This window comes from Rhizobium sp. 2MFCol3.1 (genome assembly GCF_000377565.1).
Classification (GTDB): Bacteria; Pseudomonadota; Alphaproteobacteria; order Rhizobiales; family Rhizobiaceae; genus Rhizobium.
This window is the reverse complement of the sequence record NZ_KB898364.1, coordinates 52033-64257: the sequence shown is the minus strand read 5'-3', so window position 1 is coordinate 64257 and position 12225 is coordinate 52033. Positions and strand designations below refer to the sequence as shown.

The window sequence follows — 12225 nt, the reverse complement described above, 5'->3', positions numbered from 1 at the left end:
GGCAACACAGAGGCGAGGAAGAACTTCATGTCGACATTCGATACGCCGATCGGCCGCGCGCTGACGGAGCGGACAGCGGGCAGGACGGCTCCGAAGCCAGGTTTCCGGCTGCCGGTGCCGGGGCGCGATCGGTTGCTGCCCTATCTGGTCCCGCTTGCCATCATCGCGGCATGGCAACTTGGCTGTTCGCTGGGCTGGATATCGTCACGCATCATGCCGTCGCCAGCCGACGTCGCCGTGGCTTTCTGGTCGACGACGCTCTCAGGGCAGCTGCCGCATGATATCCTCGTCAGCGCCGGCCGGGCCTTTGCCGGGCTCGTCGTCGGTGGGGCGATCGGCTTTCTGCTCGGGATCGCCAATGGCGTCTCCAAGCTCTCCGAGCAACTGACCGATACGACGCTGCAGATGCTGCGCACCATTCCGCATCTGGCGATGATCCCGCTGGTCATCCTGTGGTTCGGTATCGGCGAAGAGTCGAAACTGTTCCTGACCTCGCTCGGCGTTTTGTTTCCGGTCTATCTCAATACCTATCACGGCGTGCGCAATGTCGATCGCGATCTGATCGAGATGGGCCGGGTCTATGGGATGAGCAACTGGACGCTGTTTCGCAAGGTGGTCTTTCCCGGCGCGCTTCCGTCGATCTTCGTCGGGCTGCGCTATGCGCTTGGCATTATGTGGCTGACGCTGATCGTCTCGGAATCGATCGCCGCGTCGTCAGGGATCGGCCACATGGCCAATAATGCTCGCGAGTTCATGATGACCGATGTCGTCGTGCTGGCGCTCGTCATCTACGCGCTGCTCGGCAAGTTCGCCGATGTGGTGGCCCGTTCGCTCGAGCGCCGGGCGCTCAGGTGGAACCCGGTCTATCAGAAGTAGGAGAGAGGCCATGACCCTCAACGCACATGAGCGCTTCCAGGGCGTTGCCGATGCGCCGGAATATTCGCACGACGCACATAGGCCCGCGCGCAGCGGTGCCGCCGCGATCACCCTGAAAGGGCTGGACAAGAGCTTCGGCGCCAACAGAGTGCTGCGGGGGATCAACCTCCACATTCCGGCCGGGCAGTTCGTTGCCGTGATCGGCAAGAGCGGCTGCGGCAAGAGCACGCTTTTGCGCACTCTCATGGGCCTGGACGCGCCGACGTCGGGCGAGCTTAATTTCGACACGCCTGATGGCGGCGAGGCCAATGCGCGTATCGTCTTCCAGGAGCCGCGGCTACTGCCGTGGCTTGATGTTGCCGATAACGTCGCGGTCGGGCTTGGCGACAAGGTCGACCGGCGGGTGGCGGCGCGGGAGGTCGAGGCCGTGCTTTCGGAAGTGCAGCTGGCGGAGAAGGCCGGCGAGTGGCCGGCGCGGCTATCTGGCGGACAGCGGCAGCGCGTGGCGCTTGCCCGCGCATTGGTGAGCCGTCCGGGTGTCTTGGCGCTCGACGAGCCGCTCGGCGCGCTCGATGCGCTGACCCGGATCAGCATGCAGGAGCTCTTGGCGCGGGTCTGGCGCGAGCTGGGCTTCACGGCCGTGCTCGTCACGCATGATGTCAGCGAGGCCGTGCATCTGGCGGACCGGGTGATCGTACTCGATGAGGGCAGGGTGTCGCTCGACCTCGCCATTCCCCATCCGCATCCGCGGCGTCACGGCAATGCCGATCTGGCGGAACTCGAGGGGCGGCTGCTATCGGCCATTCTCGGAACGGATGGCGGTCACTGATTGGTGACGGGTGCGCTTCAGGCCTCGGAGTCGCTCGGCCTGAAGCGGGCGGGCAGGTTTTCCTTGTAGGGATAATATTTGAAATAGGGCATGGCTTCCTCAAGCACCCGGGCCACTGACGGGCGCTCCATCAGGCGCGCGTGATAGGCTGCAAGCTTGGGCAAGTCGCTGCCGTATGGCACCAGCGTTTCGGCGTAGAACAGGCCGGGTGCGGCTGCGCAATCGGCCATGGTGAAGCTCGCACCAGTGATCCAGCCGTCGCCCGCCAGCTTGTCCTCGATCACGGCATAAGCGCGCCTGAGCGCTTGACGCGCCTCTTCCGCCCGGGCCTCGCTTCCGTTCGCCCGCATCCGCTCGCTGACGATCTGCTGCATCGGCTCTTGAATGTAATGATCGGCGAAGCGATCCCATAGGCGTACATCGAGCGCCGCGTCGAAATCGTCGGGGATCAGCCGCGCGCTGCCGGGATGATAGCGGTCGAGATATTCGATGATGATGGAGGTCTCGAAAACCGTTCGGTTGCGGCCCGTATCCTCTAGCGCCGGCATCTTGCCGAGCGGCGAGAGCGCCAGAAAGGCCGTGCGCGAGGCTTCGTCGCCCAGATTGACGAGCACTCGCTCGAATGGCGTGACGCTTTCGTAAAGCGCGATCAGCACCTTGTGGCAGAAGGAGGCAAGCGGATGCTGATGCAGGACAAGTGTCATGAGAACGTATCCTTCGCGCCATTCGGAGATTTCGAATGGCGCGATATCAGCATGTCGTCATGTAAGCGGCAAGCGATTATCCGCCTGCGGGCGCTTTAGCGCAGCTTCGCAATCACCAGGTGCCCTGGCGTCGGCTGGCCTTCTTCCATGCGGACGTTGATGTTGGTGATCTCGATCAGTTCGAAGCCTGTGGCGTCGAGGCGTTCGCGGACATAGGCCTCGGAGTGCGCGAAGCGCTGGTGAGGGCCGACCATGTAGGCGCGGCCGGCGAGCTTTTCCGGGGCAAGCGTTTCCGAGGAGAAGATGAAGAGGCCGCCCGGTGTCAGGTTCTCGGCGGCGCCGAAGAACAGGGGCTCGAGGCCGCCCAGGTAGGGCAGGACGTCGGTGGCGGTGATGATGTCGAAGGGGTCTTCGTCATTGTCGTCGAGGAAGTCCTCGACCTCGGCGACGAACAGCGTTTCGTAGAGATCCTTCTCATGGGCGATCTCGACCATGTTCTCCGAGAGATCGATGCCGGTCATCTCCTCGCAGAGATCGCGCAGCGTGCCGCCGGTCAGCCCGGTGCCGCAGCCGAGATCGAGCAGCCGCTTGAAGGGGCCGAGGTTCAGCGCCTGCAGCCGCTGGCGCACCAGCATCGGCACGTGATAGCCGAGCTGCTCGACGAGAACGTCCTCGAAGACTTCGGCGTGCTGGTCGAAGAGGGTTTCGACATAGGCGTCCGGTGCCTTCGCCGGCGTCTCGCCGCGGCCCATGGCGGCAATGCGGACGGCAGCGCCACCGTGATCCTCGGGATCGATCGCCAGGACTTCCTCGTAGGCCTTCACGGCGGCATCGACGTCGCCGGCCTTTTCCAGGGAAAGGGCGCGGTTATAGGCTTCCGCGAGTGCCTCTTCGTCGATCTTCTGGGCCATGTCTGCTCACCATCGTTCGTTTGTTGCCCTGCCTCTAAGGCGCGCAGCCCGGTTTTGCAATGGCGACGTTGATGGCGGCTGCTCAGTTGATGATGAACTCGCCTTTCAGCGCGCGCCACTCCGTGGCCGAGATCAGCTTGCGGTGAATGTAGCGCACCGAGTGCAGCGGTCCGTCCAACGTCTCCTGCCAGAACTTCAGGAAGCCGCGCATTTCAGGAAAGTCGGGGGCAAGATCATAATCCTGCCAGATGTAGGTCTGCAGGATCGCGTGATGATCCGGCATGCGGTAGAGGATCTGGGCCGTCGTCAGGCCGTAACCCTGAAGCTGTCTTTCCATGTCCTTGTGCATTTGATGCCTCGCTGTTCCCATTCGGCGCTTATTAGCGTCCGTTTAAATGAGAACATGACATGGTTACGCGAAGCTTGCGAAAAGGCTACAAGAAAATGGACATCACTATTTATTTTCAATAGCTTGGCAGCTCTCCGTCGAGAGTGCTGCCAAGATACTTATCGCTTCAGGTGGCGGGTGAGGCGGCGCTCGATCCAGTTCCACAGGTGCCTCAGGCTTTCGACCATGGCAAGATAGAAGATCGCCGCCCAGAGATAGGTCTGGTAGTCGAAGGTGCGCGAGAAGGCGTAGCGCGTCTCGCCCATGAGATCGAGCACGGTAATGATGGCGACGACGGCCGATCCCTTGATCAGGAGAATGATCTCGTTGCCATAGGGGCGCAGCGCGACGATCAGCGCCTGCGGCAGCACGATCTTGCGGAAGGCGATGATCTTGTGGATGCCGAGCGAGGAAGCGGCCTCATGCTGGCCGCGCGGTACGCTCTCGATGGCGCCGCGCAGGATCTCGGCCTGATAGGCGGCGGTGTTGATGGTCATCGAGAACAGGCCGCAATACCAGGCGTCGCGGAAGAACCACCAGAGGCCAACGGATTCCAACTGCGGCCGGAACTGGCCGAGGCCGTAGTAGATCAGGAAGAGCTGTGCGAGCAGCGGCGTGCCGCGGAAGACGTAGACGTAGCAGAAGGCGAGCCCGTTGATGACCTTGTTCTTCGACATGCGGGCGAAAGCGAGCGGAACGGAGAGAACTGCGCCGCAGACGACGGAGACTGCAACCAGCACGATCGTCGTCATCAATCCGTGCAGATAGCGCGGGCCGTAGCGGGTGAATTTCTCGACATCCCAGCCCTCGATGATCATGCCGATCAGCGCGATGGCGAGAATGATCCACAGGCCGACGACGAGGCAACCCATGACGCGGGCAAGCGTCAGCGGCTTATCGAGGTTTTTCGGGGCCGGCTGCGGGGGGATCAGGACCTCTGCGTGGCTCATCGGCTAATCTCCGAGCGCTTCGCCCAACGTTCGATATAGCGCAGGCCGAACGAGGAAATGATGGCAAGCCCGAGATAGATGCCGCAGGCCAGTGTGTAAAACAGAAACGCCTCCTTGGTGACCTTCACCGCAACGCCCGTCTGGCGCAGCACGTCGGCAAGGCCGATGATCGAGACGTAGGACGTGTCCTTCAAGAGGATCATCCAGAGATTGACGAGGCCGGGCAGGGCGATGCGCACCAGCTGTGGCAGGATGATCAGCACCATCGTGCGGCCGCGATGCAGGCCGAGCGCGTCGCCGGCTTCGTACTGGCCCTTGGGGATGGCGCGGAAGGCCGACAGGAGCACTTCCGAGCAATAGGACGAGAACACGACAGATAGAGCGATGACGCCGGAGACGAAGGCGTTGATCTCGATGCGGCCGTCATAGCCGAACCAGGCAAGCAGCGATTGGAGCAGGATCTGCATGCCGTAATAGATGATGAACAGCGTCAGCAGTTCGGGCAGGCCGCGAAAAATCGTGGTGTAGATGCCGGCGGCAAGGCGTACCGCCTTTTCTTCCGATTGCTGGCCAAGCGCCACCATGAAGCCAATCAGAAGGCCGATTGGGAGCGTCACGAGGGCGACGGCGACCGTGACCTTCAGGCCGGCGGCGATCTCATCGCCCCAGCCCGTGTCGCCACAGGCCAGAATCGTCGATTGGCCGAGCCATGTGAAAATGCCGACGGGTCCGCATAGCGGGTCAAACACATATCCAATCCAGGTCCAGAGCGAACCCAGTGCGGAGGACAATCCGCCCATGCCAAGTTTCCCCTCGCGGCTTTTGCCGCCTTGATATTGCACTCTTTGTCAAACAAAAATGGCGGAAGGGCAAGCCTCCCGCCATCGCATTTGTTTCAGGACTACAGCTTATTCGGCGCCGTAGACGTCGAAATCGAAATACTTGTCCTGGATCTTCTTGTAGGTGCCGTCGGCACGGATCGCCACGATCGCTGCGTTCAGCTTTTCGCGGAGCGGATCGCCCTGGCGAACTGCGATACCAGCGCCAACGCCGTTGATTTCCTTGTCGACCGGCAGGGTCGTGAGGATCTTGCAGCATGCGCCGGCATCCGACTTGACCCACTGCGACAGAACGACGACGTCGTCGATGACGGCATCGACGCGGCCGTTCGAGATGTCGAGCTTGTACTCGTCAGCCGTCGGGTAGAGCTTCAGTTCGGTGTCGGCGAGGTGCTTTTCAGCGTAGTTGGCGTGCGTGGTCGAGGTCTGCGCGCCGATCGTCTTGCCCTTCAGGCCAGCAACGTCGGTGACGGTGGAGTCCTTCGGCACGGCGATTGCCGGCGGGGTGTTGTAGTACTTGTTGGTGAAGTCGACGAGCTTCGAACGCTCCGGCGTGATCGACATCGACGAGATGATCATGTCGAACTTCTTGGCGTTGAGGCCGGGGATGATGCCGTCCCAGTCGCTGCTGACGATGGTGCAGTCTGCCTTCATCTGGGTGCAGAGCGCACGGGCGATGTCCATGTCGAAGCCGAGGAACTGGCCGCTTGCGTCAACATATTCGAAGGGCGGGTAGGTCGAGTCCGTGCCGATGACATACTTCTCGCCATCGGCCATTGCCGAGCCCGCGAAAAGAGACATCGCGGCGATCGAGGCGGCTGCGAGAAAACGGGTGGAGATATGCATGTGAGTCCTCTCTGTTGGTTACCGCATGCCATCCCTTTGTTTTTTTGGTGGCATGAAGCAGGACGCTGCTTTGCAACGCCTTGCCGCGATAATCAAACCTTTTTTACGCGGATTGCAACTGCTTTCACTGCCTTGTCGTGCATCGCAACTATGGCGAAGCTGAACGTTTGCAGACCGTCATATTCATACCGGGTTAATGCGGCAATTCTTAAGACCATGGAACGAATCCTGGCGTGCTCAGTTTAGCAAGGCTTGTTTGCGTGCCGAAAAGAGACGTCGTTGCGAACGCGAAGAATAAACAAGGAACGAGGAAACCTTATGGGAATGAAATCCAGATTGTTTGCCAGCGCGGCCTTTCCGCTTCTGTCCCTGTCGCTTGTGCTGCCCCCGGCGCACGTGTTTGCGGCAGCGCCGAGCGTCGAAGAGGTCGGAGCAGGCCATCGGGCCGTCGCGGGCAGCTTCGAGGTGGCACAGGATGCGACCTCCGAAGAGGAACTGTTGAAGAAGCGTCAGCAGCAGGAACAGGAACAGCAGCAGCAGGCACCGGCCGAAGCGCCGAAGGCCGCTGAACCTCCGGCCGAGCCGCCGCCTGCACCCAAGCAGGAAGCACCTGCCGAAGCTCCTCCGGCCGCCGCCGAACCGGCGCCGCAGGCCGAAGCGCCCGCCGAGAAGCCGAGAAAGCGCCAGCCGGCAGCAGAACAGCCTGCCGCTGAACCGCAGGCAGCCGAGCCCGCCCAGCAGGAAGCGCCCGCTGAAAAGCCGCGCCGCCAGAAGCAGCCGGCCGCCGAACAGGAGCAGGCAGCACCGAGCGCCGAGCAGCCGGCCGAACAGCCCCGCCGCAAGAAGCGCGACCAGCAGCCGCAGCAGGAAGAAGCCGCGCCGCAGCAGCAGCCCGCAGAGCAGGCTGCCCCGCAGGCGGAACAGCCGCAGGCCGAGCAGGCACAGCCCGAGCAGGCAAAGCCGCCGCGCAAGAACGGCAAGCCGGCCGCCGCCGATGGCAGCGAACAGCCTGCAAAGCCACACAAGAAGCCGACGGCCGAAGCACCGCAGGCTGAACCCGCTCAAAAGCCGGCCGCGGAGACCGCGCCCGCAACCGAGCAGCCAGCTCCCGATAACGTCGCCAAGCCGCAGGAAGCACCCGCGGGCAAGGCGCCCGTTCCGGCTCAGCAGCCTGCCGAAGCGCAGCCCCAGGTGGCGCCCGGTCAGGCAAAGCCCGGCGAAGCTCCTGCTCAACAGCAGGGCGAACAGGTTGCTCCGGGCCAGCCGGGCACACCAGCCGGTCAGCCTGCTGATCAGGCCGGCCAGCCGCCGGCAGGTCAGCCTCCCGTTGCGCAGACCGAGCAGCCGATCCCGGCTCCTGAGAAGGTGACGCCGCAGGAACTCGAGCGCCGCAAGGAAATCGCCGCCGATCCGAGCAAGAGCACGGAGACCGTGGTTCTGCCGGTGCAGAACGGCGCGGCCGTTCTCGACAGCGACAAGGATGCGGATCGTTCCGGTGGCGTGCAGTCGCGTCGTGATCGCGACAAGCAGCGCGGCCAGGAACAGCAGGTCCGCGTGCCGAAGTCGGACGCCGATGCTCAGTTGGCGGCCCCGGGTGCAGCCAAGCCCGCGCCTATCAAGATCGAAGCGATCACCGCCGAGCAGGGCCAGCGTCTGGACCAGCGCCCGCAATTTGCCCGTCCCGACGGCGCGAACTTCGGCCAGCGCGGTGACGACAACCGCGTCATCATCCAGTTCAACAACCAGACCTATGTTCGTGGCGATGACGACCGCCGGTTCCTGCGCGACGGCGAACGGCCGATCTACGAGCAGCTGCCGCGCGACCGCTATCGCGAGACGATCGATCGCGACGGCTACCAGATCGTGACGGTGCGCAACCGCTACGGCGATATCATCCAGCGTTCGCGCATCGACAATCGCGGCCGCGAGCACGTGCTCTATTACACGCCTGACCTCTACGACAATCCCGACCGCGACTACTTCGATGATCCGGGTGCCGATCTGCCGCCGATGCGCCTGCGCATTCCGCTGCAGGACTACATCATGGACACCAGCAGCGACGACAACCGCGACTACTACGACTTCCTGCGCGAGCCGCCGGTCGAGCCTGTCGAGCGTGTCTATTCGCTGAACGAAGTGAAGTATTCGGCCCGTATCCGCGACAAGGTTCGCCGTATCGACCTCGATACCGTGACCTTTGCGACCGGTAGCGCCGAAATCCCGATGAGCCAGGCGCGCAGCCTGCGCAAGGTGGCCGACGCGATCAACGAGGTGCTGAAGAAGGACCCGACCGAAACCTTCCTGATCGAAGGCCATACCGACGCTGTCGGCTCCGATCAGAGCAACCTGATCCTTTCGGACCAGCGAGCGGAATCGGTCGCCAACGTGATGACCGACGTCTACGGCATACCGCCGGAAAACCTGGCGACCCAGGGCTATGGCGAGCGTTACCTGAAGGTCAACACGCAGGGACCGGAGCAGGAAAACCGCCGCGTCACAATTCGCCGCGTGACGGCGCTGGTGCGGCCGGTGGCCTCGCGCAACTAAGAGCGCGCAGCAGTATCGAGAATGGAAAGGCCGCCGGGCGATCGGCGGCCTTTCTTGTTTCCGATAGTGCTTATTTCAAGGGCGGAAGAGCGACGGTTGCCGCGATGAAATCAGCGATGGCAAGCGTGTCGTCGAGATCGAAGACGGGCAGGGCGGTGTCGGCGACCGGATGATCGGCGGCGATGGCGACGATGTGGGGATCGCCTGACGCCAGCGGCTCGCGATTTGCCGATTCCAGCCGGCGGGCCTCGATCTTCGGGATCGGCTCGCGCTTGTAGCCTTCGATGAGGACAAGATCGCAGGGGGCGATGCGGGCGAGGATTTCCTCGAAACTCGGTTCGGCTGCGCCGCGCAGCTCGTGCATGATGGCGTAGCGCGTGCCGGAGACGATCGTTACCTCATGGGCGCCGGCCTGGCGGTGGCGGTAGCTGTCGGCGCCGACCTTGTCGATGTCGAAATCATGGTGGGCATGCTTAATCGTCGAAATCCGGTAGCCGCGGCGGGTGAATTCTTCGACGAGGCGAACCGCAAGCCCGGTCTTTCCGGAGTTCTTCCAGCCGGAAATGCCGAAGATCTTTGGCCGCTCGGTCATGTCAGCACCTTCATCCAGCGCTCTGCCTCGGCGAGGTCATCGGGCGTGTTGACGTTGAAGAACGGGTCGAGAAGGCTTGCCCGTGTCGGGCGCAGCGGGAAGGCAACTTCCGTAACGTCATGCCGTAACAGGAAGTCGCGAACACGGCGCTTCTCATCGGTTGCCATCCAGCTTTCTAGGTCGTCGGCAAGCGCCACCGGCCACAGGCCGAAGACGGGATGGCTGCGGCCCTCGGAGGTGGCGATGGCGATCTTCATGGGGGTGTCGATGGCGGCCGCCAGCCAGTCGATGAGATCGTGCGGGAAGAATGGGCTGTCGACGGAGACCGTTGCCACGTGCGTTACCGCGGGCAGGCTTGCGCCATGCGCCATGGCGGCGTGGATGCCGGCCATCGGGCCGGCCTTGCCGGGGATGATATCGGGAATGAACGGGCGGTTGCAGCGATCTGGTGCGGCGTCGGCATTGACCGCGACGGAGATGACCTGCGGCGATAGCTGCTCGATGACCCGATCGAGAAGCGTGCGGCCCGAGAGCGCAACGCCGGCCTTGTCGCGGCCCATGCGCGAGGAGCGCCCGCCCGCAAGTACGATGCCCGGAATGTTGGATCGGTCGAGCGTGAAGCCGTTCGTCGGAATTGGTGCGGTGGCCATCAGACCGGTACTCTCGGTTCGGATTCCTGGGCAACCGGCGCGCCTCGGCGCTTGGCCTCACGATAGAAGGTGTAGAGCCCGGAGGCGATGACGATCGCGGCGCCGATCACGGTCCAGCTGTCGGGGACTTCGAAGAAGAAGAGCCAGCCGAGCAGTGCCGAGAAGATGAGGCTCGTGTAACGCAACGGTGCGACGAAGGAGATTTCGCCGGTGCGCATTGCGGCGATGATGCACTGATAGCCGACCAGCACCGTGATCGCAGCCACGGCAATATGCGAGAAAGACGTTGTGGTGACAGGCTTCCAGCCGCCGAGGACGGGCGTGAGCAGCGCACCGAATACGGTAACCGCCATCGCGGTGATGACCGTGATCATCAGCGAGGGGATTTCGGGATCGATCTTGCGGGTGGCAAGGTCGCGGCCGGCGGTGACCAGCACGCTCGCGATGCAAAGGAGGGCCGCCGGCGTAAAACCATCGGCATCAGGGCGGACGATGATCAGCACGCCGATCAGGCCGGTGAATATCGCCAGCATGCGACGCCAGCCCACGGGTTCGCCGAAGAACAGCACCGCGCCGAAGGTCACGACCAGAGGCAGCGATTGCAGAATGGCGGATGCATTGGCAAGCGGCATCATGCCAAGCGCGGTAATATAGGTCGCGGCGGCGAGAATTTCGCAGATGACGCGGGTGGCGACCATCGGCTGCAGCACGATCCGCCAGGACCGCAATGCGCCCATCCGGCGTGCGATCAGATAGACCAGCGCGCTGGTGATGACGCCGCGCATGCACATGATCTGGCCCGCGTTCATTTCCGATATGACCGATTTCGACAGCGCATCGCCCGCGGAAAAGAAGGCCATCGCGATCGTCATGTAGATCGCACCCTGAGTATTGCTTGACCGCGGCATAAAGAGATTCCGATTCCACCCCGCGCTCTTGTAGTGCGAGAGCGGGGCGATTGGAATCGAATGCTGGACACAGCCGTCATAATTCGATTGCGCAGTGCACAATGGCGCCGCGCAACCTACCGCGCGCAGCAGGTCACCCGCCGGTGACGCTCATGTGGCGGCTGACGGCGGGGCGGTTATGGGTGCGGTCGATGATGAAGTCGTGGCCCTTGGGCTTGCGGGAGATCGCCTCGTCGATCGCCGCAAAGAGCAATCCGTCGTCTTCGGTGGCGCGCACGGCCGAGCGCAGGTCGGCGGCGTCGTTCTGGCCGAGGCACATGTAGAGCGTGCCGGTGCAGGTGAGGCGCACGCGGTTACAGCTCTCGCAAAAATTATGGGTCATCGGCGTGATGAAGCCCATGCGGCCGCCGGTTTCCTCGATGGTGACGTAGCGGGCAGGGCCACCCGTGCGGTAGCCGATTTCGCTCATCGTGAACTGCTTTTCGAGATCGGCACGCAGCTTGGAGAGTGGCAGGTAGCGATCCGTGCGATCCTCCTCGATCTCACCCATCGGCATGGTTTCGATCACGGTCAGATCCATGCCGCGACCATGGGCGAAGCGGATCATCTCGGGCATCTCGACGTCGTTGAAATCCTTGAGCGCGACGGCGTTGAGCTTGATGCGCAGGCCCGCCTTCTGGGCGGCATCGATGCCTTCCATGACCCTGTTGAAGTCGCCCCAGCGGGTGATCTCGCGGAACTTGTCGGGATTGAGCGTATCCAGCGACACGTTGATGCGGCGAACGCCGCAATCATAGAGCTCGTCGGCATAGCGCGCGAGCTGCGAGCCGTTGGTGGTCAGCGTCAGCTCGTCGAGGCCGGAGCCGATCTGTTGGCCGAGTTGGCGTACAAGATGCATGATGTTCTTGCGCACCAGCGGCTCGCCGCCGGTCAGTCTCAGCTTGCGAACGCCCTTGGCGATAAAGGCGGAACAGAGCCTGTTCAGCTCCTCCAGCGTCAGAAGATCCTTCTTCGGCAGGAAGTTCATGTTCTCGGCCATGCAATAGGTGCAGCGAAAATCGCAGCGATCGGTCACCGAGACGCGCAGATAGGTGACGGCCCGCTGAAACGGGTCGATCATCGGTTTCGCATCGGCCACAAGCGGCGCGGCGTTGGCGATCGTTCCTACCTTGCTGTTCACTACAG

The 12225-nt window shown here is 62.9% G+C and carries 13 protein-coding genes; 3 read left to right on the top strand and 10 right to left on the bottom strand.

Translation table 11 applies throughout. The features are described 5' to 3' along the window. The first annotated feature begins 27 nt into the window (after positions 1-27). Together D460_RS0121125 and D460_RS0121120 are read left to right on the top strand one after the other, a co-directional pair. Entirely contained in the window at positions 28-876 is an 849-nt protein-coding gene (locus tag D460_RS0121125) for an ABC transporter permease subunit (protein ID WP_018900585.1), read from the top strand. A 10-nt stretch (positions 877-886) separates the two neighbouring features. Further along, positions 887-1705 carry an ATP-binding cassette domain-containing protein gene (locus D460_RS0121120; protein ID WP_018900584.1) on the top strand — a complete coding sequence of 273 codons (819 nt, stop codon included), beginning with the start codon at positions 887-889 and terminating at the stop codon, positions 1703-1705. A gap of 17 nt (positions 1706-1722) precedes the next feature. Here D460_RS0121120 and D460_RS0121115 read toward each other — a convergent pair whose 3' ends face one another. The 6 genes from D460_RS0121115 to D460_RS0121090 form a co-directional block, all read right to left on the bottom strand. Next, entirely contained in the window at positions 1723-2409 is a 687-nt protein-coding gene (locus D460_RS0121115) for a glutathione S-transferase family protein (RefSeq protein WP_018900583.1), read from the bottom strand. Positions 2410-2504: 95 nt separating this feature from the next. Continuing rightward, entirely contained in the window at positions 2505-3320 is an 816-nt protein-coding gene (locus D460_RS0121110; RefSeq protein ID WP_018900582.1) for a methyltransferase, read from the bottom strand. Positions 3321-3402: 82 nt separating this feature from the next. Next, positions 3403-3669: a USG protein gene (locus D460_RS0121105; RefSeq protein ID WP_018900581.1), complete on the bottom strand. Its 267-nt coding sequence runs from the start codon at positions 3667-3669 to the stop codon at positions 3403-3405. Between the two features lie 158 nt (positions 3670-3827). Further along, complete coding sequence (locus tag D460_RS0121100) at positions 3828-4658, bottom strand: ABC transporter permease (RefSeq protein ID WP_018900580.1); 831 nt, start codon at positions 4656-4658, stop codon at positions 3828-3830. After that, positions 4655-5458, bottom strand: coding sequence for an ABC transporter permease (locus D460_RS0121095; protein WP_018900579.1), 804 nt, complete (start codon positions 5456-5458; stop codon positions 4655-4657). The genes D460_RS0121100 and D460_RS0121095 overlap by 4 nt, the downstream gene beginning before the upstream one ends. Before the next feature lie 108 nt (positions 5459-5566). Further along, the gene (locus D460_RS0121090; RefSeq protein ID WP_018900578.1) at positions 5567-6343 is read right to left on the bottom strand and encodes a transporter substrate-binding domain-containing protein; all 777 of its coding nucleotides are present in this window, start codon (positions 6341-6343) and stop codon (positions 5567-5569) included. A gap of 318 nt (positions 6344-6661) precedes the next feature. Here D460_RS0121090 and D460_RS0121085 point away from each other — a divergent pair, with 318 nt between their 5' ends. After that, complete coding sequence (locus D460_RS0121085) at positions 6662-8890, top strand: OmpA family protein (RefSeq protein ID WP_026283366.1); 2229 nt, start codon at positions 6662-6664, stop codon at positions 8888-8890. A gap of 70 nt (positions 8891-8960) precedes the next feature. Here D460_RS0121085 and mobB read toward each other — a convergent pair whose 3' ends face one another. From mobB to moaA, 4 genes are all read right to left on the bottom strand, one after another. Further along, positions 8961-9482, bottom strand: a complete 522-nt coding sequence (mobB, locus tag D460_RS0121080) for a molybdopterin-guanine dinucleotide biosynthesis protein B (RefSeq protein ID WP_018900575.1) — start codon at positions 9480-9482, stop codon at positions 8961-8963. Then, on the bottom strand, positions 9479-10132 hold the full coding sequence (mobA, locus tag D460_RS0121075; protein WP_018900574.1) for a molybdenum cofactor guanylyltransferase MobA: 654 nt from the start codon (positions 10130-10132) through the stop codon (positions 9479-9481). The genes mobB and mobA overlap by 4 nt, the downstream gene beginning before the upstream one ends. Beyond that, positions 10132-11040 (bottom strand): DMT family transporter, encoded by a 909-nt coding sequence (locus D460_RS0121070; RefSeq protein WP_018900573.1) that lies wholly within the window; start codon positions 11038-11040, stop codon positions 10132-10134. The genes mobA and D460_RS0121070 overlap by 1 nt, the downstream gene beginning before the upstream one ends. A gap of 133 nt (positions 11041-11173) precedes the next feature. Then, positions 11174-12220, bottom strand: a complete 1047-nt coding sequence (gene moaA / locus D460_RS0121065; RefSeq protein WP_018900572.1) for a GTP 3',8-cyclase MoaA — start codon at positions 12218-12220, stop codon at positions 11174-11176. Between the last annotated feature and the right edge of the window lie 5 nt (positions 12221-12225).